This is a genomic window from Luteibacter sp. HA06 (assembly GCF_054061215.1).
In genome coordinates, this window is the sequence record NZ_JBSSDZ010000001.1 from 2,388,864 (window position 1) to 2,409,071 (window position 20,208).

Here is a 20,208-nt window from a genome sequence, read left to right on the forward strand (position 1 = left end):
AAAACTAGAGCATCAGGCGGCTTGTTGACGGTACTCGCTGGGTGTCATGTTGCCCAACGAGGCGTGCGGTCGTTGCTCGTTGTAGTCGATGATCCACCAGTGCGCTGCTTCGCGTACGTCTTCGAGGCGAGCGAAGAGGTGTTGATCGAGGACTTCCTCGCGGAAGGTTCGATTGAACCGCTCAATGTACGCGTTCTGGTTGGGCTTGCCTGGCTGGATGTATCGCAAGGCCACGCCGTTAACCTTGAGCCATTGAACGAAATTCTCGCCCAGGAACTCCGGGCCGTTGTCCGAGCGAATCACCTGCGGCAATCCGTGGTCGCGCTTGATCTGCTCGAAGATGCGCACCAGCCGGGCCGATGTGATCGAGGTATCGACCTCGATGTGCAAGGCTTCCCGATTGAAGTCGTCGACGACATTGAAGGTGCGGAAGCGTCGGCCGCACGCCAGCGCGTCGCTCATGAAGTCCATCGACCAGACAGTGTCCGGATGCCTTGGCACGTAGAGCGCGACCCGCTCGCGCTTGGGAAGCCGCCGTCGCGCAGCACGTCGAAGGTTGAGCTTCATCGCTTTGTAGACTCGGTATATTCGCTTCGGATTCCAGTCCGGACGCGTGCGCCGCAGGATGGCGCAGCACTTCCAGAAGCCGCGACTGGGTCGGTCCTCGACCACCTTGGACAAGGCCGCGATCAGCTCCGCATCACGTACCGCGGGGTCAGCCGGCGGCCGGTAATACGCGGCGCGAGAAAGCCCGACGCATTCACAGGACCGGCGGAGCGGGCGCGCATGCACCTCGATGAGGTACTGCACCGCCTCACGCTTGCGCGCCGGCCCTAGAGTTTTTTTGCAATCAGGTCCTTCATCGCGACGTTGTCCAACGCCAGTTCCGCGTACATCCGCTTGAGCTGGGAATTCTCCGCCTCCAGCTCCTTGACCCGCTTCAAATCCGACGCTTCCATGCCACCGTATTTACTCTTCCACTGGTAGTACGTCGCCGAGCTGATCGCTGCCTGTCGGCAGATATCCTTGATCGGCACGCCTGCATCGGCTTGCTTGAGAATGGAGACAATCTGCGTCTCGGTGAACTTTGATTTCTTCATGGATCCTCCGGAGGGAAAGATGCCAGAAGTTCTAGTTCTTGTGTGTCTACCTATTGGGGAAGCTTACGCGCGCACCTGTCGTCGGCTCCTTGTATGAGCGCAACTGAGCGCACCCACCCAAGGCGACCATGACGATCGTGGCGAGCAGAGGTAAGCGCCACTTGGCAGTTTTATTCATAGTTTTCCTTTACCCCGCGAGTTAGCAAGATCGTTTCATGGAGATCAATCTTCATCGTAGAAGCCATCATTCGAGATCAACGAGGACTCATATCATCTGGCATAGACGTCATTGACTTTTGACCGCTTCGGTCGACAACAGCCTCGAACCGATGGTCCACTCAACCGCACCGTACGGGGCCAAGTGGTCGAGACTCGACTTCATACTCAGCGCCCCTGCATCATCTTTCTTGACGTACTTCAGGTAGGCGCCTCGAAAGAAATAGAACTCTGCGAGCGCATCCTGTCGATCAGCGCCGCTGCGAATCGCCGCTATCCGCTCAGCCAGTTCCTCGGTGTTGTCGCTACCGTTCCACATGCTCAAGAGTGAGCTGCGATACCCAACATCATATGAGGCAAGAGCGGTCGCGTAAGATTCGAGTCGGGAGCTAGTCGCCAACGGATCATCCGTCCGGGCCCGGATATAGCGGTAATAGAGCGCCTTATAGGCCTGAAAGGATCGGCCCTCAATGAGGTCTTGCGATTCCTCGAGTGCGTGGACGGCGTCCTGCCACCGCTCAAGCTGCATATAGGCAAGTGCCGCGCCGAAGAATCCCTCGCTATCAAGGCTTCTCATCAGAGCGACATCGAAATTAGTCCTCCCCACCTCCGCTTCCTTTACCCTTGCCAGTATTGGCTTGAGCAATGCCAAGGCCCCGACCGGGTCATTCAGACTCAGGAGAATGCTGGCTTTGGTAAACGCAAAAGGCTTAGGCTGCGGCGCAGGAATCATGGATGTCGCGCGATCAATAGTGATAAGCGCCTCTTTTGATCGGCCCAATGAGTCTAGTGCGGCGGCCTGCGTCTTGACCGCAATCGCCTTCTCGATCGGAGACTTGGCGTCCGATTCCCTCTTACGTGCTACGCGCAGCGTCTCTTCCCATGATTCATGGAGATAGTTCTGGCTACTCGCTAATGGCGCACCGACCTGGATCGGCCGAACGACTTGTTGATTCTTCGATGCGCAGCCACTCAGGAATACGAGAGTGGACGCAACAGTGATAAGAACTCGATTCGTAGACATGCAACTCACTTGGTATCCATTCGTTGAAATTCATCTATGCCACGCGATATTGCGACTCACTTTTTTCGGAAGCGCGCCCATCAGTGCGTGATATTGCTACGGGTCTGCTCACTTCCTAAGCGACCCTGCAATAAACTGCAGAACGCATATGGCGCATCCCGTAAGTGCGGCTCCTCTTGAGGTCTTGACCAGTGCTATCGAGAACATGAACTCGACGTCGTTAAAGAAGCACTTGATATAGGTTGCAACCGGGACCAGAGCAAACGAAGCCGCAAACGCACGGCACTCGACATTAGCGACGCGGATAGCCGATTCATGGGAGATTCGTCGTCTGAACCGGGCGTAGCATCCTGCTGTTCCTGAAGCGCGCGCTCACGCTCCTGCTGACGCAACAACTCCTGAGCAGGAGACTGCTGGGCGATGGCCGTCGGGCCAAACGCAATCGTCAAAGCAATGGCAAGCGTCAACTTGCCGGCACCATGGCCTTTCATTCGAGTCGCATCCCTGCATTTCTTGATACGGCACGCCGCCGCCTACTGCCGGCGGCAATCGTGTCATTGATTGATTTCAGTGGTTTCCGCGACTACAGCAACCACCGTGGCGCGGTTGCAGTCCGTGCATGTGTCGCAAAACGTGGCGCATCTTAAGCGACCATTGCACAGCCGACAAGACACGATTCGTGCTATTTAGTTCCGATGCCACAGACACCCGCGCCCAGCATCCAAGCCGCCCTCGCCGCGCTGGCCGGTAGGGAATGCCGCGGTGCGGCGCGCGCCCTGGCTGACGTGAAGGATCGGCATCGCGGCATCCATGAAGCGCGCAAATCGTTACGACGGCTTAAGAGCCTACTTGCCCTCGGGGCGGACCCCTTCGCGAACCAGCTCCCTTCGCTGAACGAACGCATCGGCAAACTGGCCACCGCGTTATCACCGCTACGCGATTCCCACGTGGCGGTGCATACGGCGCAGACCCTGGGCGGTCCCGGCCCGTCTCCCGAGTGGCGACAAGCGATCCATGCTTTAGAGAACCGTCGTGACGGCCGCCTCGCTGCCGCACTGACGAAAGATCCGCGGTTCCTCAAGCGCCGCCACCAGATACGCGACCTCGGCGATGCGATCGAGGTGCTGCCCTGGAAGTCAGTCACACGGCGCAGCATCGAAGAAGCCATCGCGCGGTCCGAACGTCGGGTGGCTCGTGCCGAGAAACGGGTCCGCAAGGACGGCTCGGTCGCCAACCTGCACCGTTGGCGTCGACGCGCCAGGCGCCTCCGCATGCAGCTGGAATTCTGGCGCAAGGTGCTGAAAGCCAGCGGCAAATCCGCCCATAAGCGCGGCGCCAAAGACAAGGCGGCGGTGCATGCGATGACCCACCTTTCCGACGCCCTGGGTGCGAAGCAGGATCTGCGTGCCTTGCGGGCGACCTTGCGCACACTGAAGGCGCCCCTGACGCTGGAACCTCTGCTCGAACGCATCGCCCATGAACTGAAGGCGCGAAGAAAGATCCGATGATCGCGGGCGCGATGCCCTAAGATCGCCGTATGACCAATCTCTCCCCGGCCGCATCCACGGCCCTGATCGACGTACGCAAGGCCGCGACGGCCATGAAACAGGCCGCAACCGACACCGCCACGGTGGCCGACGAGCTGCGCCGTTATCAGAAGTTCGCCAAGCCCGGCCAGCCGTCGCCGCACCTTGTGCAGGTCCGGCAGAGCCAGGCGAAGGTCCGCCAGGCCAGCAATCACGCCAAGCAGGCGTTCCTGAAGGCATCCACCGTGTTCATTCGCGAGGCTGCCCTGAAGGTGCCTACGCATCAGTCGCTCGAAAGCTACATCAGCGTGTGGCTGGCAGCTCACCCGGAAGCGTAATCACCGCCCACCAGGCCGGGTGGCAAGCCCTCAGGGCTTGCTGCCGCTGAGCGCCTGGATGACTTCGGGATGGGTTTTCTTCATGTCGAGGTCCCCGGCGAGTTTTTCGCCGTGTGCTGCGAGGAACTTGCAGCCGTCGAGCGTCGTCGAGCCCGCATTCTCCTTTGCCGCGCTGTCCTGCAAGGCCTGGCGAACGTCGGGTTCCGACGAAGCGATCGTGCCCTTCAGCCTTGCCATCACCTCGGGCTCGGAGATTCCGTGCGCCTGCAGGACCGACATGGCCTTGGCATAAACACCGGCGTTTTCGTTGACGAAGGTATTCACGAAGACGCTCACATCGACCGCCTGCTTGTCGCAGACCTGCTTATAGGCCACGCGGTTGAACGTGTAGAACGAGACGAAGTTCTTTGCCGCTTCGAACTGTGGGTCGGCGGGCTTCTGCGCGGCGGGTGCTGCCGGCAACGCGGACGCCTGGGGCGCTGCCTGCGCGGCTGCCACGGAAACAGCGAAGCTGGCGATGAAACCTGCGGCGATCATGGTCGAACGGAACGGCATGCGTTGTTGCTCCTGGCCGGATCGGGTCCCGGTATCGGCTCACGGTGACATATCCGGTCGATCACGCCTACCCGGCGCTGAAAACCACTGGCCGTCGTTGTCATTCCGGACATTTGACGAGACAAGACAATTTCTCGCGGCTGCCGCGATGCATCAGGGCGTTTCGACGCGCCTGTAGCGCAGGAAGCGCAAACGGCGCGCTGGCGCCATTGCAGCGCCGCAAACGGTGTTAAATCGGTCTTCACGTTCACCGTCACATTTCGCCGAATGGCAAATAGACAACGTTGTCATCGAGGACTACATCAAACGCCACCAACCCAGGCAGGAGGCGTTCGATGTTCACGAAGACGACGAAGGTGCGGTCCCATGCGGTGCTCGGCGGTTGCTCGGGCACGTTGGGTGTAGCGATTGCTCTGGCCCTTTCCGCGGCTGTGCCCATGCAAACGGCCCATGCCGCCGGCGCATGTGCTGCAGCATGGACGGCTGGCTCGGTTTACACCGGAGGCAGCACGGCCAGCGAGAACGGGGTGAACTACCTCGCCAACTGGTGGACCCAGGGCGATGACCCTGCGACACACAGCGGCGCCAGCGGCTCCGGCCAGCCATGGACGAACCAGGGCTCGTGTACAGGGGGCGGCACCACACCCCCGCCCGTCGACCCGCCGCCGCCGACCAATCCGCCGCCGGCCGCAGGCGACCTGCTGTTCAGTCCGTACAAGGACATCACGATCAACCTCGACTGGAACACCAACATCATGTCGACGCTGGTCACCGGAACGCGTATCCCGGTCGTCGGCAGCGGCAGCCTGGTTTCGACCCAGGTGCCCAACCTCGGTGCGATCACGCTCGCCTTCGCCACCGGCGAATGCGGTAGCGAGAACTGGGGCGGCCTTCCCGCTGCATCGTTCGCGAGCGCCAATATCAGCCGCCTGAACAGTGCCGGCATCAACTACGTCGTCTCGACGGGTGGCCAGGCGGGTAGCTTCACCTGCGGCAGCAACGCGGGCATGGCGAAGTTCATTTCGACGTATATGAGTCCACACATGGTCGGCGTCGACTTCGATATCGAAGCCGGGCAGACACCGGCGCAGATCAACTCCCTGATCGCCGGGGCCGTCGCCGCACAAAGCCAGTACCCCAACCTGCGCTTCTCGTTCACGCTGGCAACACTCGCCGCTTCGGATGGCAGCTTTGGCGGCGTGAATGGCACGGGCGACATGGTGGTTCGTGCGGTCAAGGCGTCCGCATTGAACAACTACACGATCAACCTGATGGCCATGGATTACGGCTCGGGCGCGAGCGCCGGCATCTGCGTCGTCAGCAATGGCGCCTGCGACATGGGCCAGTCCGCGATCCAGTCGGTCACCAACCTGCAGCACACGTATGGCATTCCGCTGAGCAAGATCGAGATCACGCCGATGATCGGGGTGAACGATGCCTCCAGCGAAGTGGTCAGCCTGGCCAACGTCGACAAGATCGCGGCTTACGCCTCGACCAACAAGCTCGCCGGCGTGCACTTCTGGTCGCTCGATCGCGACACGCCGTGTGCCGGCGGCTCGGCATCGCCGACCTGTAACTCCGTGCCGAGCACGACACCACTGCAGTACACCAAGCGCTTCCTGAGCGATCTGGGGCGCTGAGTAACACCCCAGCCATCCCTCATGGCTGGCACCCTGTCCCCGGCGTCCGATAGCGGACTCCGGGGGCATTTCGTGTCAGGGATGCAAGCTTCAAGAACGCCATTGCAACGCGGAATCGGCAAATGTGTGGAAAGTGCTTAGAACGATCCACATGGCGCCAGGGTTCGTTGGCAGACTTAACTGAATAACACTTCGTAAGGATCAGGAGGTGGGCGTGGAAGGAACCAACAACGACCGTGTCTTGTGGACGCAGATGGCGGCCGTGGCCGCCGCGTATGCCGCTTGCTACGAGCTCACGCGCCATTTTTCCTCTTCACACTGGATCCTGCCGACCGGCCTGCGACTCGCCTGCGCGCTGCTGGTGCCGCGACGATTCTGGCCGGCCCTGGTCATCGGCGAGACCCTGCCGGTGCTCGAGAGCGCGGCACTGTGTATTCCCAGGTTCGGCATGCTTTGGGGTCTGCTCGCCTCCACCCCGCTTATCGCTCCGTGCATGTTGCTGGTTGCAGGGATACGGCGATATGCCGGCATTTACCGCGCCACCGGCGAAATCAACATGCCAACGATTCTCGTCGCCACTGCGGGCGCCGCTCTCATCACCGCGGTGTTCACCGAGGCGGCCCTGCTGGCCGCACTCGCCACGGCCCCTGGCGCATGGCCGGAGATCGATCCGGCCGGCTATTTCCGGGCGTATCTGCTGGGTGCCTTCCTCGGGGCGCTCGCCATTACACCCACCGTCCTGGCATTGCGCGAACGCTATGCGCGGGCAGGAACGGTTTCACTGTCCGTCGTATGGACCAGCCCCCTGGTGCGCGAACTGCTCTTCGGCGCGTTGCCCGTGCTGTTCGTGCTTGCACTGGGATCGCTCTCCGCGCAGGGCGCGCTGCAGCAGTGGCTTCGTCTTGCGATCGTGGTCCCGGTGGTCATCCTCACTGTCCGGCACGGTTGGCACGGCGCCGCCGTGGCCGGCATGGTCGCCAGCATCGCGCTGGCCACCACATCGTCGACGCTCATGGACCCGAAAATGATCCAGGCACAGGTCCTGCTGTCGCTCGTTGTTTCCGCTTCGCTCATGGCGCCTCACGGAAGCCGACGCCGACGCTCGGTGAGCGTCGGCGCGGCAAAGCCATCAGGGACCGTGGACGCTGCACTCGGCCGGATTGGTGCAGTCGCCGATGACTAGCGTGCGAAGGCCTCCCGTCGGCTGCGGCACCACCTGGACGCGGCTGCTGCCGTCCTGATAGACAGTCTCGCCCGCCGTCCCCGTAGTGTCGGCCGGTACGGCCGAAGGTTCCGTCGGTGTCTCCAGGCGATTGGCGTCCAGACCGATCGGCAGGCCAAAGAAGTTGCCACCCGCATTGCCGAACGCAGCGCGCACATTGCCGTTGAGATCGTTGATCTGTACATAGCGCACGCCCAGACGCTCGAACACGTACACGTGGTAGTGCGGGCTGGCGCTGACGTCGGTCGCGTTAGGCCACGCCTGGCCAAGGCCGGTTGACGGCGGCGCGGCAGCGGATGCAGTCGAGGCGAGACCAGCGGCGACCAGGCCGGTCAGGAAAAGCTGTTGCATGCGTCCCATGATGATTCCTTATCTGCGGTGAGTTCCTGGCCCGCGCGACCGCGCGGGCCGTCCGTCGGCCACACATCTCGCATGACGTCGCGACCGACTTCGCAACTTTCTCGGAAGCGGGTGACAAACGGGGGCCACGTGCCGAATCTGCACACTTCTGGCGGGGATTTCCGCCTTCCATGTCCGAAGTGTCCGGACGTCGGCCCTGCTTTTGAATGCACCGCGGGGACGCAGCTTGTGCACATGGCGCATCCAGCGCCCCACCTGCACGAGGTCAATCCCATGTCACGCATCGTCCTGTTCGAACGCTATGGCGCTCCCGAGGTTCTTCAGTTCCGCGACGTCGAGGTAGCGGCACCCGGACCCAACGAAGTCCGCATCGCGGTGCGGGCGATCGGCCTGAATCGCGCGGAGTCGATGTGGCGACTGGGCAACTACGTCGAGGAAGTGCGCCTGCCCGCGCGCCTTGGCTATGAAGTCGCCGGCGTCGTCGACGCGGTCGGCGCAGCAGTGACGCACGTCAAGGCGGGCGACAAGGTGACCACCATTCCCTCGTTCTCCCAGAACGATTACGGCCTCTATGGCGAGGTCGTTCTCGCACCGGCACACGCGGTAGTCGCCATCCCGGCAGGGCTCTCGTTCGAAGAAGCCACGGCTATCTGGAATCCGTACATCACACCGTACGGCGCATTCGCGGAGCGCCAGACACTGACACGCGACGACGTGGTGCTCGTATCGTCCGCATCGAGCAGCGTGGGCCTTGGCGCGATCGAGATGATCAACATGCTCGGTGCAACATCCATCGCTCTCACGCGCACGAGTGCCAAGCGCGACGCCCTGCTTGCCGCTGGCGCGAAGCATGTCATCGCCACGGAGGAGCAGGATCTCGTCGCCGAGGTGAAGCGCATCACTGATGGCAAGGGTGCCACGTTCGCCTTCGAAGCCGTTGGCGGCTCGCAGTTCCCCACCCTGCTCGCCTCACTCGCACACGGTGCGACCGTGTTCGTCTACGGCGCGTTAAGCGATGAGGTCACACCGCTGCCGCTGCTCGACATCATTCCGAACGAGCCGGTGATCCGCGGCTATAACCTCTTCGGCACGACAACGGACCCGGAGCGCCAGGCGCGCGCGGTGAAGTTCATCAGTGAGGGTCTGGCCAGCGGCAAGCTGAAGCCGCGCATCGCGCAGACGTTCGCCTTCGACGACATCGTCGAGGCGCATCGCACCCTAGAGAAGAACCAGCACGTGGGACGCATTGTCGTCACCGTGTGAGGGCGTGAACGGGTCGCCTGCCGCATCCGTTGCATCCGGACGCGGCAGGCGTGCGTATCACTTGGTACCCCAATCACGGGGACCGAGGATTCGCCATGAAGAACCGTTCGCTTGCCCGCACCCTCCAGTTCGCTCTCGCGCTCACCGCTGTCTGCGGCGTGGTCAACGTCGCCTTCGCGGACGACGCGATGGGTAGCCAGAAGACCGTGATGGTCGGTGGTGCCGCGATGTATCCGAACAAGAACATCGTGCAGAACGCCGTCAACTCGAAGGATCACACGACCCTCGTCGCCGCCGTGAAAGCCGCTGGTCTGGTCGACACGCTGTCGGGCCCAGGCCCCTTCACCGTCTTCGCGCCCACGAACGAAGCCTTCGACGCGCTCCCGGCAGGTACCGTCGACACGCTGGTGAAACCTGAGAACAAGGCGACCCTGACCAAGATCCTCACCTACCACGTGGTGTCGGGCCGTTATTCCGCCGCGGACCTGATGGCTCTGGTCGCCAAGGGCAACGGCAAGGCCAGCCTGACCTCGGTGGAAGGCGAGCCGCTCACCGTCATGCAGACCGGCAAGACCCTCTCGGTAACTGACGCCAAGGGTGGCGTGGCCCAGGTCACCATCGCCGACGTCATGCAGTCCAACGGCGTTATCCACGTCGTCAATAAGGTCCTGATGCCGTAATCCGGCACCGTAGCGGTTGCATGGTGGTTGTTGCCCCTAGGCGGATGGTGGAATCTCGATCATAATGCGAGCGATTCTCATTCCGCCCTCAGGACCACCATGCACACCGCGCTTCCGGCCCGCCGCCGTCTGACCCTCTCCATCCGCGCTGCCGTGCTCGGTACCCTCCTTGTCGCCGACGCCGTTCACGCCGCCGACGAGACCGACGATACCCAGCGGAAGACTCAGGACAACGCCACGACGCTGTCCGGCATCCAGGTCCGGGCTGATGTGGTGGCACCGACCGCCGCCTATGCAGGCGGTCAGGTGGCTCAGGGCGGCCGCTTCGGGGTCCTTGGCAACCAGGACATGATGAATGTTCCTTTCGCCATGACCAGCTACACGGACAAGTTGATCCGCGACCAGCAGGCTCACACCCTGGGCGACGTGGTCGCCAATGACCCGGCCGTCCGTACCGGCTTCGGCTACGGCAACTACTCGCAGACCTTCGTGATCCGTGGCTTCCAGCTGTTCAGCGACGACATCGGCTTCGACGGCCTGTATGGCCTGCTACCCCGCCAGCTGCTCGCTCCCGAGCTGGTCAGCCGCGTTGAAGTGTTCAAGGGCGCCAGCGCCTTCCTCAATGGCGTCTCGCCAGGCGGTTCGGGCATCGGTGGCAGCATCAACATCGCGCCCAAGCGTGCCACGGTGGACCCGATCACCCGCGTGGGCGTCGATTACGGCAGCGATGGCCAGATCGGCGCCACCGCCGATATCGGCCGGCGTTTCGGTGCGAACAACGAGTTCGGCGTTCGCGTGAATGCTGTATCGCGCAACGGCGGCACGGCGATCGATGGCGAAAATCATCGTGTAAACGCCCTTTCCGTTGGCTTCGACTACACGGGCGAGCGCCTGCGGGTCACGACCGATCTCGGTTACCAGAAGCAGACGATCAACGACGGCCGTTCGACGGTCTTCGTCGGTAGCGTCGTTCCGAAAGCGCCTTCGGCGAAGACCAACTATGCACAGTCTTGGTCGGGTTCGCAGTTGGAAGACACGTTCGGCGTGGTCCGTGCGGAATACGACATCAACGACTGGTTGACCGCGTACGCAGCGGCCGGCGCGCATCATGGCAACGAGTACGGTGACTACGTCAGCCCGACGGTAAGCAACGCTGCGGGGGATGCGACTGAATCCCGCTTCACCGTTCCGTACGTGGCGAATACCGCCACGGGCGAAGCCGGTTTCAATGCGCATTTCAACACGGGTGACGTGTCGCATCATGTGACGGTCGGCTTCTCCGCGCTGAATACGCGGAAGAAAGTTGCTTATGCGTATTCGGGCACCTTCGCCACGAATATCTACGACCCGATCGCCGTGTCGCGTCCCGAGTACGTCGGCGACTCCGGTGCGCCCGACATCACCGGCCGCACGATCACGCGTAGCCTGGCGATCTCCGACACCCTTGGTTTCATGGACGACAAGCTGCAGGTCACAGCGGGTGTTCGTCGCCAGCGCCTGCACACCATCGGGTACGACTACAGCAACCTCGGCGGCGGCAAGAACGCCGAGTACGACCGTTACACCAATAGCCCGATCCTCGGCGTGAACTATCGGATCAGCGAGCAGTTCTCGGTATACGCCAATCACATCGAAGCCCTCACCCAGGGCGACACGGCGCCGGTCCAGTTCGGCAACGTTCCGCTGACCAACGCAGGCAAGGTCTTCGCACCGTATAAGTCGAAGCAGAACGAAGTTGGCGTGAAGTGGGATGCCGGCGCTTTCGGCAGCACCTTCGGCCTGTACCAGATCAAGCAGCCGAGCGGCTACGTCGATACGACCACTAATACCTACACGATCGCCGGCGAGCAGCGTAACCGCGGCGCCGAGTGGAGCTTCTTCGGCGAGCCGACCCAGGGCGTTCGCGTCCTTGGTGGTGCCAACTACATCCAGCCCGAGCTGACCAAGACGGACGGTGGCGTCAACAACGGCAACGACGCGATCGGCGTGCCACGCTTCCAGGCTAACCTCGGTGCGGAATGGGACATCCCGAACACGCCGGACATAACCCTCAGCGCTCGCGCTGTGCGCACGGGCAAGCAGTACGTCAACGTCACCAACACGCTGGATATCCCGGCATGGACGACGTACGACGTGGGTGCCCGCGCAACCGCCACGCTGGAGAACACGCCGGTGACCTTCCGCCTCACGGTGCAGAACATCACCAACAAGGGCTACTGGGCGTCGGCCACGGGTGGTTACCTCACCCAGGGAACGCCGCGCACGTTCCTGGTCTCGGCGACGTTCGATCTCTGATCGGCAGTGTGTGGGAGCCGCTTCAGCGGCGATTGAGGTCACGGTGTCATCGCTCCGTTGGCTTTTCGCCGATGAATCGGCTCCCACATTTACTCTTCGCCGATGAATCGGCCCCCCATTTGCCCTTCTTGCTACCGCGAGGCGTGGATCTCGGCGACGTAGCCGCCGGGGAACTGGAGCATGGCGGCGTGACGGTCGCCCTCGGCGTGTGCCGGGACCACGACTTTCGCACCGGATTGCGTGGCGCGGGCCAGCGCCGCGTCGAGGTCGTCGACCTCGTAGCCGGTGACTTCGCTGCCATAGGGCCAGACCAGATGGCCGTCGGTCACCAGGACAGTTGCCTTACCGTAGCCGGACTCGAGACGGATGCGGCGATAGGTTCCCGAGGTGCCGCCGATGTCGCTCGTCGGTGCCTTCGCGTCGTCGGACACGACCTTGCCGTGCGCGAAACGTATGAATGCCTGGACGAACTTCGTCGCGCTTGCGGCGGGCAGGTAGATACGATTCTCAGGCACATGGCGTAGCGCGTCGTAGCTCGGCTTCTTTGTGTGCCAGTAGAGCTGCATGTTCACGCCACCCGGCCAGCTGATCACGGCGTCGCGCCCGATCGGGTCGTCGAACGCGGTCACGACCGTGGCGGCACCCGCCTGCTCCGCGGCCTTGATCGCGGCGTCGAGATCCGTGACGAGGTAACCCGTGCGTTCAAGGCCGAACGGATATGGTACCGGCGTGCGGAATCCAAACACCGACACCGCGCCGGAAGGACTCTGCACGAGCTGGGTAGAGGTGCTCGACGGCGTCGGGGTGACCGTGGCGATGCCCTGCTTCGTCGACTGCCCTTCGAAGGTGGCTGCGAAACTGCGCACGAAGGCGTCGACATCCTGAGGCGCGATGTAGACGTGGGTGGTGTCGTACTGGGGTCCGACTGAGAAATCGGGGGGAGTTGCGGCGAATGCGGACACGGGGACGGCGGCTAGCGCCATGCTGAGGAACAACGAGCGAAGGCGCATGAACGTTTCCTGCGGAGTATGGGAGTCCATCCGCACTATGCCATCACCCGCTCTTTGTGGGAGCAACTGTCTTTTTCAGACAGCCGCCTCATGCCGCCAGCCGACCTGGTCACGGACCATCGCATTGATCGCCGTGATCAGCCATCGCATGCAGGCGACGAGAGCCACCTTGGCCACTTTTCCTCGCGCCCGTAGGGCGCGGTAGCGCTCTCCGAGGGCGCTGCCTTTGGTTCGGATGGCTCCCCAAGCCGCCATATACAGCGCGCGCCGCACGATCCAGCGGCCGGCACGCACATGCCGGGCGCCGTCGCGGCGACCGCTCTGGTCGACGTAAGGCGCCACACCGACCAGGGCGGCAATCTGCTGCCGTGTCAGCTGGCCCAGTTCGGGTAAATACGCGATCAGCGTCGCTTGCACGACGGGTCCGACGCCCGGCACCTCGCGCAATCGCGATGCCGGATCAACGTCCTTCGTCGCCGTTGCAATCTGTCGGTCCAGGTCGCGGATTTGCATGCTGGCCGCATCGATCATGGCCTGTAACGCTTGGCGAGCCGCCGTCAGCCTCGTCTGCTTCAGCCGCCGGAAGTTATCGTCGCGCTGGCTCACCATCTGCAAACGGCAACGTACCAGCTCGGCCAGGTCGGCGCGCTCGGGTGCCGGCGTCTGATAAGGCTGCGGCGTGATATGCGCGGCCATCCGCGCCAGGATCTGCGCGTCGAGCGAGTCGTTCTTGGCGAAACGCCCCATCGCTCTTGCGTAAGCCGTGGCGCGATGCGATGCCAGCCGGGTGACGCAATAACCCGCTTGCGCCAAGGCATCGACGATGCCTCGCTCGTAACCGCCCGTCGCTTCGATCGCGATATGCGGCACGTCCAAAGGCGCCAGAACGTGCAGTAAAGCACGGTGGCCTTCGGCCGTATTAGCGAAGCGCTCGCAGCGCTCCCCAGGAAAAAAACCCACGTCCAGCATGGATTTACCGGTGTCGATTCCTACATGGATGCTCATGACTTCACTCCGGAGTACGATCGGAAGTGAGAGCACCTCCACCATGCCCCGGCTTGTGAATTCGAGGTACGACTCGGGCAACTGTTCGGGCTATTGGTGGAGGGAGTGCGGCAGCCCCAGCTCCCACACGTGCTCGCAGCACCGCCGATGACGGGCTTGCCGCACTCCGCTCTCACCCCTAAGCCTACGCCGGTCCTAAGACACAAGCCGATGAATCGGCTCCTACAGGAAGGCTACTTGTCGGCGACGGTCCACAGGAGGGGCAGATGCAGGTCGTCACAGCCTTTCTCGCAGACGAAGCTGCTCTGCTTGCCGGAGAAGGCCAGGTGCCGGCCGCTGCTCAGCTTCAGGTCCATCGTGCCGCTCCAGCCTGCCGGCTCGTGCGAGATATCTTTCTTCGCCAGCGTAAAAGGTTGCGCATAGGCTTTCGGACCCCAGTGCCAGCTCACCGTGCCGCGCGCGCCATCGAGGACGATATCTGCCCCGTCAACGGATTTGCCCGAGAGGTGAAAGTCGTCGCCGGTGCAGCCGGCGGCAAGGATCGCGAGAGCGGAAACGAGAGGCAGGAGGCGAAGGGTCACGGGCATTCCTGGTGCAAGGTGGCAGGATCATCGGCCTGCCAACCTCAAACTTGAGTGAGTCTGCCGAATCGGCCTGTCGATGATTCCGGCCCGTGGTGATGGGAATGCACAATCCACAGGTCTGGAAACGGGGGACACTGGGGGCCGGCTCCCCATGCACGGACTTTCGCGTGAACGTATCCGAGACGGCGCTCCTGCTCGCCCGCTGGCAGTTCGCCTTCACCGTGTCCTTCCACATCATGTTCCCGGCCATCAGCATCGGGCTGGCCAGCTTCCTCGCCGTTCTGGAAGGCCTGTGGCTAAAGACCGGCAAGGTGGTCTACAAGGAACTGTTCTTCTTCTGGTCGAAGATCTTCGCCGTCGGCTTCGGCATGGGCGTGGTCTCCGGCGTGGTCATGAGCTACGAGTTCGGCACCAACTGGGCAGGGTTTTCTACCTTTGCCGGTGCGGTCACCGGCCCCCTGCTCGCCTACGAAGTGATGACGGCCTTTTTCCTCGAGGCCGGCTTCCTCGGCATCATGCTGTTCGGCTGGAAACGCGTCGGCCCGAAGGCCCATTTCTTCGCCACGCTGATGGTGGCTACCGGCACGCTCATTTCCACCTTCTGGATCCTCTCGTCCAATAGCTGGATGCAGACACCGCAAGGTTACGAGGTGATCGGCGGCCGGGTCGTGCCGGTCGACTGGCTCAAGATCATCTTCAATCCCTCGTTTCCGTATCGCCTCGTGCATATGGCGCTGGCTGCCTTCATCGTGGCGGCGATGCTCGTCGGCGCGTGCGCGGCGTGGCATCTACTTCGCGGTCGGCGGGACCCGGGCATTCGCAAATCCTTCTCCATGGCCCTGTGGATGATCCTGGTGGTGGTGCCGATCCAGATCGCCGCAGGCGACGCGCATGGTCTCAATACCCGCGAACACCAGCCCGCGAAGATCGCCGCGATCGAAGGCCTGTGGGAAACCGAGCACGGTGGCACCTCGCTCAACCTGGTCGGCTGGCCCGACATGGAGAACGAGACCACCCACTTCGCGGTGAAGGTGCCGCACCTGGGCAGCCTGATCCTGACCCACAGCTGGAACGGCGAGATCCAGGGATTGAAGTCCTTCCCGCGTGAAGACCGGCCCAACTCGACCATCGTCTTCTGGAGCTTCCGGATCATGGTGGGCATGGGTCTGCTCATGCTGCTGGTCGCCGTTCTTGGTCTGCTGCTGAGGCGTAACGCACGTCTTTACGAAACACGATGGTTCCAGCGTTTCGTGCTGTTCATGGGACCCAGCGGGCTGATCGCACTGCTGGCCGGGTGGATCACCACCGAAGCGGGGCGCCAGCCGTGGGTCGTCTACGGCGTGATGCGCACACGCGATGCCGTCTCGCCAGCGCTGACGGTGGACCAGGTCGGCACCTCGCTGATGATTTTCATCATGGTGTACTTCCTGGTCTTCGGCACCGGCATTTACTACATGCTCAAGCTCATGGCGAAGGGTCCCGACCTGCCGCACGACGAGGCCGAAGGTTCCTCCTCCGGCGATACCGGCCTGGGTCGCGATCGCTTCGATCATCGTCCGCTGTCCCGTCCCACCGACCCCATCGACGAGTAGCCACGCCATGCATATCGACTTGCCTATGATCTGGGCGGCCATCATCGGCTTCGGCGTCTTCCTCTACGTCATGCTCGACGGTTTCGACCTCGGCATCGGCCTCATTTTTCCGTTCTTCGACCGCGAGGGCGAGCGCGAGGTGATGCTCAACACCGTCGCGCCGGTCTGGGACGGCAATGAAACCTGGATGGTGCTGGGCGGCGCCTGCCTGTATGCCGTGTTTCCCGTTGCGTACTCGGTGCTTCTTCCGGCCACGTACCTGCCGGTGATCGCCATGCTCTGCGGGCTGATCTTCCGCGGCGTGGCTTTCGAGATCCGTGCAAAGGCACGCCGTACTCAGTACCTCTGGGACCTCGCCTTCATCGCCGGCTCGGGCGTGGCCACGTTCGCCCAGGGCGTGATCCTCGGCAGCCTGTTGCAGGGAATCGACGTACGCGATGGCAAGTTCGTCGGCGGCCCGTTCGACTGGTTCTCGCCGTTCAACCTGTTCACGGGTATCGGGCTCCTTCTGACCTACGCCACGCTCGGCTGCGGCTGGCTGCTGATGAAGACCGAAGGCGAGCTGCAACGTCGCATGGCCGTGCTGATGCGGCCGCTCACCCTGTGTCTTGCCGCCGCGGTAGGCATCGTGAGCATCTGGACGCTACTGGGTCAGCCCTCCGTTGCCACGCGCTGGCTGACCATGCCGAACCTGCTGTTCTTCCTGCCGGTGCCGGTGCTGGTCATCGCCTGCGTGGTCGGCATCCTGGTCAACCTGCGTCGCGGCAATGACCGCGCACCGTTCCTGCTGACGCTGGGTATCGTTTTCCTTGGCTATAGCGGGCTGTTGATCAGCATCTTCCCGAACATCATTCCGCCGTCGCTGACGATTTATGCCGCCTCGGCGCCAAGGTCGAGCCAGGTGTTCACCCTGGTTGGCGCCGCCATCGTCATCCCGATCATCCTGGCGTATACGATCCTCGCGTACTGGGTTTTCCGGGGCAAAGTGCGGCAAGGCGACGAGGGTTACCACTGATGACGAAGCATCCGCGCCTGCGCCAGACCGCCTGGTTCGTCGTGCTTTATCTCGGTGGCGTCGCCGCGGTAGCCTGTGTTGCCGGCCTGTTCCGGCTGCTGGTGCCGCACTGACACCATCCGGAAGGGGATCGTCGTGAACGGAATCATCGACCTGCACGTATCGCACTATGCCGCCCACGGCGCCATGGCTGCGCACGCCCACGACGAGCCCTGGTTCTGCCTCGTGGTCGAGGGCCGCTATGAAGAACGTATCCTCGGCGAGACCAACGCCCATGATCCGGGCGACCTGCTGTTCTGTCCGGCCAACGCGGCGCATGCCCAGCGTTTCGGCCAGGAGGGCGCCCGCAAGGTGATCTTCTCCGCCGGTGAACAAACCACGGCGCTGCTCGCGGAACACGGGACACGACTCAATGGCCGGCCCCTGCTTCGCCGCTCTGCCGCCTTGCTCACGTTGGGCCGGAGCATCGTCGCGCAGCTCGCGCTGGATGACGCGTTCGCCTCGCTTTCTGCCGAAGCCCTGACGATGGAAGCACTGGCACTCACGGCGCGCGGCCTGGACCGGCGCTCGCGCCAGGAGCCCGCGTGGCTTCGCCGGGTGCGCGAGTTCCTGCAGGACGACCCGGCGCGCGAGGTGACGCTGGACCAGCTGGCCGTCGTGGCCGGGCGTCACCCCGTGCACCTGGCACGTACCTTCCGCACCGTGCACGAGTGCACGATCGGCGACTATGTACGTCGCCTCCGCGTGGACCGTGCAGCTGCCTTGTTGCGTACGACACGCCGTCCTTTGCTGGACATCGCGCTGGATTGTGGCTTCGCCGGCGCGGCGCAGTTCTCGCGTTCGTTCCGCGCCGTGCATGCCACCACGCCGAGTGCATGGCGTGTTAATCCGGGTAAAGCAGGTGGCCTTCGCGCTTGATACCGTCCAGGCATGCGCACACCTAGCCTGCTCCTCGCCCTGCTCTGCTCCCTGCCCGGCTTAGCCGTCGCCGAAACCTATCGCATCGACCCGGCAGCCTACTTCGCGTCCGCCGCGGACGAAGCCAGCGAACGCACGGCACTCGAGGCCGAAATCGCCGCCCTGCCCGTCCTGGCTGCGCCGTCGCCACCCGACCTGCTCGTCTATCTCCGTCGCGCAGAGTCGTTGCTGTCGCGCGATCAGCGGCACCTTGCCTACCTCCACCTGCGCACGGCGCTCGACATCGACGACCACGCTGCGGCCACTGCGTCCAACGCCGCGCAAAGCGACTCCAATGACATCGTCACCAGGGTCCGCAACACGTTGCGCGCCCTGGGCAAGCCGGGCTTCGACGAGGCAGTCCGCGCGGAACCCGCGCTGGGCCATTACAGCTACGTGCTGGATCGCGCGGTTCGTAGCCTTCCGCACGAGTTACCCGCCGAGCAACAGGCCATCCTCGACGAGGTTTCCGACGAGGGAACCACGGCCTTGTGGACCACCTACCAGAAGACGCGCCGGGCGACCGTCTACGGCAGCGTGCACACCCGGAACGGCGATCTCGATGCGGGCAAGGACGCCGAGCGGCTGGCCGTCGATCCGGATCGCGAAGTCCGGAAGCAGGCATGGCAACAGAAGCAGGCTGCGATGGCTATCAATGCGGAAACGTACGCGGCGCTGCTGATCGGCATCGTGCGTATCAACGACAAGACCGCTCATCTTCAGCACTTTAACAACGCACCGGAAGCCACCTACTTCGCTCGCCAGTTCGATCGGGCGGATGTGGATGCGACGGCTCACGCAGTGGAACAACAGGCATCGGTCCTGAAGGAGTACCAGCGTCTTCGTGCCAGCCGCATCGCCCGGGCCGCTAGCCTCGACGAAGCGCACAGCTGGGACATGACGCTGCCGCCACCGGGATTCACCGCGCCCACGTTCGATTACGCACAGGTGCGTCGCACCGTGCCGGCAGCGCTGGCGCCCCTGGGCAGCGACTACGTGACGCGTTTCACCGCCTTGCTGAATCCTGCCGCGCAGCGCACGGATCTTGCCACCGAGCGTGGCACGCGCGTCGACGACAACTTTTCGATTGCCGCACCCGGTGTTCCCCCTGGCCTTTTCCTGAGCCAGTGGAACCCGACCCTGAAGGGCGCAAGCGTCGTGGCGCACGAGGGCGGCCACGCCCTGCACAGCGAACTCATGGATGCACACGGGGTGTCGCCGTTCTACAACCGCGGGCCTAGCTGGATGCAGGAAGCGGTAGCGATCCTCAACGAGATGCTGTTTTACGAGTACCTTTACAAGCACGCTCCGGATCCCTCGACGCGCGCGTACTACCTGCAGGCGCAGCTGGATGAGATGACGTTCGAGATATTCACCTCCGCAGAGGAGGCCCAGCTGGAAGAAGCCATCTACGACGGCGTGGTCGGCGGAACGATCCGCAAGGCGGCCGACCTGGATGCGCTCACCCTGGCCACCACCAGCCGCTTCGAGATCTGGCCCGGCATCGATCCGGAGCTGAAGCACGCGTGGATCGGCAAGCGACTGATGTTCCAGGACCCGCTCTACCTGGCCAACTATCTCTATGCCGGGCTGCTGGCGACGAAGATGTTCGCCATGGCGACCCACGATCCGCGCGACTTCCAGAAGCGCTACGAAGCGCTGATGACCTCGGGTTTCGACGCCCCGCCGAAGGAGATTCTTCGTCGATTCTTCGGCCGTGACCTGAGTCCGGCCGATCTGGTCGGGGCGGACATGGAGGTCATCCGCAGCAAGACCGCTGCGCTGGGAAAGATTTCGAATCCTTGAGAGGCTTCACATTCTCATGA

At 63.1% G+C, this 20,208-nt stretch carries 19 protein-coding genes; 12 read left to right on the top strand and 7 right to left on the bottom strand.

The window, feature by feature from the left end; genetic code table 11:
* Nucleotides 1-12 precede the first annotated feature (12 nt).
* Both ACVWWJ_RS11000 and ACVWWJ_RS11005 read right to left on the bottom strand, forming a co-directional pair.
* A protein-coding gene (locus tag ACVWWJ_RS11000; protein WP_456967568.1) for an IS3 family transposase occupies nucleotides 13-1,100 on the bottom strand; the annotation gives its coding sequence in 2 pieces (ribosomal slippage) (nucleotides 13-848 and nucleotides 848-1,100; 1,089 coding nt in all).
* Between the two features lie 286 nt (nucleotides 1,101-1,386).
* Nucleotides 1,387-2,340, bottom strand: coding sequence for a hypothetical protein (locus ACVWWJ_RS11005; RefSeq protein ID WP_456967823.1), 954 nt, complete (start codon nucleotides 2,338-2,340; stop codon nucleotides 1,387-1,389).
* A gap of 695 nt (nucleotides 2,341-3,035) precedes the next feature.
* Between ACVWWJ_RS11005 and ACVWWJ_RS11010 the strand changes: the two genes are divergently transcribed.
* Both ACVWWJ_RS11010 and ACVWWJ_RS11015 read left to right on the top strand, forming a co-directional pair.
* Nucleotides 3,036-3,848, top strand: a complete 813-nt coding sequence (locus ACVWWJ_RS11010; protein ID WP_456967824.1) for a CHAD domain-containing protein — start codon at nucleotides 3,036-3,038, stop codon at nucleotides 3,846-3,848.
* Between the two features lie 29 nt (nucleotides 3,849-3,877).
* Entirely contained in the window at nucleotides 3,878-4,204 is a 327-nt protein-coding gene (locus tag ACVWWJ_RS11015) for a hypothetical protein (protein ID WP_456967825.1), read from the top strand.
* 30 nt (nucleotides 4,205-4,234) lie between these two features.
* On the opposite strand, the gene ACVWWJ_RS11020 is transcribed toward ACVWWJ_RS11015, so the two are convergent.
* Nucleotides 4,235-4,759: a hypothetical protein gene (locus tag ACVWWJ_RS11020; RefSeq protein WP_159896321.1), complete on the bottom strand. Its 525-nt coding sequence runs from the start codon at nucleotides 4,757-4,759 to the stop codon at nucleotides 4,235-4,237.
* A gap of 335 nt (nucleotides 4,760-5,094) precedes the next feature.
* Here ACVWWJ_RS11020 and ACVWWJ_RS11025 point away from each other — a divergent pair, with 335 nt between their 5' ends.
* Nucleotides 5,095-6,399 (top strand): carbohydrate-binding protein, encoded by a 1,305-nt coding sequence (locus ACVWWJ_RS11025; protein ID WP_456967826.1) that lies wholly within the window; start codon nucleotides 5,095-5,097, stop codon nucleotides 6,397-6,399.
* A gap of 214 nt (nucleotides 6,400-6,613) precedes the next feature.
* Nucleotides 6,614-7,582 carry an MASE1 domain-containing protein gene (locus ACVWWJ_RS11030; protein WP_456967827.1) on the top strand — a complete coding sequence of 323 codons (969 nt, stop codon included), beginning with the start codon at nucleotides 6,614-6,616 and terminating at the stop codon, nucleotides 7,580-7,582.
* Here ACVWWJ_RS11030 and ACVWWJ_RS11035 read toward each other — a convergent pair.
* Nucleotides 7,529-7,981 (bottom strand): hypothetical protein, encoded by a 453-nt coding sequence (locus ACVWWJ_RS11035; protein WP_456967828.1) that lies wholly within the window; start codon nucleotides 7,979-7,981, stop codon nucleotides 7,529-7,531. The genes ACVWWJ_RS11030 and ACVWWJ_RS11035 overlap by 54 nt on opposite strands.
* Nucleotides 7,982-8,254: 273 nt before the next feature.
* On the opposite strand from ACVWWJ_RS11035, the gene ACVWWJ_RS11040 reads away from it, so the two are divergent.
* From ACVWWJ_RS11040 to ACVWWJ_RS11050, 3 genes are all read left to right on the top strand, one after another.
* Nucleotides 8,255-9,244: a zinc-dependent alcohol dehydrogenase family protein gene (locus tag ACVWWJ_RS11040; RefSeq protein WP_159895363.1), complete on the top strand. Its 990-nt coding sequence runs from the start codon at nucleotides 8,255-8,257 to the stop codon at nucleotides 9,242-9,244.
* 95 nt (nucleotides 9,245-9,339) lie between these two features.
* A complete protein-coding gene (locus ACVWWJ_RS11045; RefSeq protein ID WP_159895361.1) occupies nucleotides 9,340-9,924 on the top strand; it encodes a fasciclin domain-containing protein in 585 nt (194 codons plus the stop codon).
* Nucleotides 9,925-10,023: 99 nt separating this feature from the next.
* The gene (locus ACVWWJ_RS11050) at nucleotides 10,024-12,219 is read left to right on the top strand and encodes a TonB-dependent receptor (protein ID WP_456967829.1); all 2,196 of its coding nucleotides are present in this window, start codon (nucleotides 10,024-10,026) and stop codon (nucleotides 12,217-12,219) included.
* A 131-nt stretch (nucleotides 12,220-12,350) separates the two neighbouring features.
* On the opposite strand, the gene ACVWWJ_RS11055 is transcribed toward ACVWWJ_RS11050, so the two are convergent.
* The 3 genes from ACVWWJ_RS11055 to ACVWWJ_RS11065 form a co-directional block, all read right to left on the bottom strand.
* Nucleotides 12,351-13,229 (bottom strand): glyoxalase, encoded by an 879-nt coding sequence (locus ACVWWJ_RS11055; protein ID WP_456967830.1) that lies wholly within the window; start codon nucleotides 13,227-13,229, stop codon nucleotides 12,351-12,353.
* A gap of 75 nt (nucleotides 13,230-13,304) precedes the next feature.
* Entirely contained in the window at nucleotides 13,305-14,234 is a 930-nt protein-coding gene (locus ACVWWJ_RS11060; RefSeq protein WP_456966652.1) for an IS110 family transposase, read from the bottom strand.
* Nucleotides 14,235-14,467: 233 nt separating this feature from the next.
* The gene (locus ACVWWJ_RS11065) at nucleotides 14,468-14,815 is read right to left on the bottom strand and encodes a hypothetical protein (protein WP_456967831.1); all 348 of its coding nucleotides are present in this window, start codon (nucleotides 14,813-14,815) and stop codon (nucleotides 14,468-14,470) included.
* Between the two features lie 170 nt (nucleotides 14,816-14,985).
* Here ACVWWJ_RS11065 and ACVWWJ_RS11070 point away from each other — a divergent pair, with 170 nt between their 5' ends.
* The 5 genes from ACVWWJ_RS11070 to ACVWWJ_RS11090 are packed head-to-tail and all read left to right on the top strand — an operon-like array spanning nucleotide 14,986 to nucleotide 20,188.
* Nucleotides 14,986-16,410: a cytochrome ubiquinol oxidase subunit I gene (locus ACVWWJ_RS11070; RefSeq protein WP_159895353.1), complete on the top strand. Its 1,425-nt coding sequence runs from the start codon at nucleotides 14,986-14,988 to the stop codon at nucleotides 16,408-16,410.
* 7 nt (nucleotides 16,411-16,417) lie between these two features.
* Nucleotides 16,418-17,425 (top strand): cytochrome d ubiquinol oxidase subunit II, encoded by a 1,008-nt coding sequence (gene cydB, locus ACVWWJ_RS11075; protein ID WP_159895351.1) that lies wholly within the window; start codon nucleotides 16,418-16,420, stop codon nucleotides 17,423-17,425.
* Nucleotides 17,425-17,538 carry a DUF2474 family protein gene (locus ACVWWJ_RS11080; protein WP_159895349.1) on the top strand — a complete coding sequence of 38 codons (114 nt, stop codon included), beginning with the start codon at nucleotides 17,425-17,427 and terminating at the stop codon, nucleotides 17,536-17,538. Before cydB ends, ACVWWJ_RS11080 begins: the two co-directional genes overlap by 1 nt.
* A 22-nt stretch (nucleotides 17,539-17,560) precedes the next feature.
* A complete protein-coding gene (locus tag ACVWWJ_RS11085) occupies nucleotides 17,561-18,343 on the top strand; it encodes a helix-turn-helix domain-containing protein (protein ID WP_456967832.1) in 783 nt (260 codons plus the stop codon).
* Nucleotides 18,344-18,355: 12 nt separating this feature from the next.
* Entirely contained in the window at nucleotides 18,356-20,188 is a 1,833-nt protein-coding gene (locus ACVWWJ_RS11090; RefSeq protein WP_456967833.1) for a M3 family metallopeptidase, read from the top strand.
* The last annotated feature ends 20 nt before the right edge of the window (nucleotides 20,189-20,208 follow it).

Coding starts and splice junctions, on each gene's coding strand:
- ACVWWJ_RS11025 (WP_456967826.1), top strand. CDS start 5,095: ATGTTCACGAAGACGACGAAGGTGCGGTCCCATGCGGTGCTCGGCGGT.
- ACVWWJ_RS11050 (WP_456967829.1), top strand. CDS start 10,024: ATGCACACCGCGCTTCCGGCCCGCCGCCGTCTGACCCTCTCCATCCGC.
- ACVWWJ_RS11040 (WP_159895363.1), top strand. CDS start 8,255: ATGTCACGCATCGTCCTGTTCGAACGCTATGGCGCTCCCGAGGTTCTT.
- ACVWWJ_RS11005 (WP_456967823.1), bottom strand. CDS start 2,340: ATGTCTACGAATCGAGTTCTTATCACTGTTGCGTCCACTCTCGTATTC.
- ACVWWJ_RS11035 (WP_456967828.1), bottom strand. CDS start 7,981: ATGGGACGCATGCAACAGCTTTTCCTGACCGGCCTGGTCGCCGCTGGT.
- ACVWWJ_RS11020 (WP_159896321.1), bottom strand. CDS start 4,759: ATGCCGTTCCGTTCGACCATGATCGCCGCAGGTTTCATCGCCAGCTTC.
- cydB (WP_159895351.1), top strand. CDS start 16,418: ATGCATATCGACTTGCCTATGATCTGGGCGGCCATCATCGGCTTCGGC.
- ACVWWJ_RS11090 (WP_456967833.1), top strand. CDS start 18,356: ATGCGCACACCTAGCCTGCTCCTCGCCCTGCTCTGCTCCCTGCCCGGC.
- ACVWWJ_RS11045 (WP_159895361.1), top strand. CDS start 9,340: ATGAAGAACCGTTCGCTTGCCCGCACCCTCCAGTTCGCTCTCGCGCTC.
- ACVWWJ_RS11015 (WP_456967825.1), top strand. CDS start 3,878: ATGACCAATCTCTCCCCGGCCGCATCCACGGCCCTGATCGACGTACGC.
- ACVWWJ_RS11080 (WP_159895349.1), top strand. CDS start 17,425: ATGACGAAGCATCCGCGCCTGCGCCAGACCGCCTGGTTCGTCGTGCTT.
- ACVWWJ_RS11060 (WP_456966652.1), bottom strand. CDS start 14,234: ATGAGCATCCATGTAGGAATCGACACCGGTAAATCCATGCTGGACGTG.
- ACVWWJ_RS11055 (WP_456967830.1), bottom strand. CDS start 13,229: ATGCGCCTTCGCTCGTTGTTCCTCAGCATGGCGCTAGCCGCCGTCCCC.
- ACVWWJ_RS11010 (WP_456967824.1), top strand. CDS start 3,036: ATGCCACAGACACCCGCGCCCAGCATCCAAGCCGCCCTCGCCGCGCTG.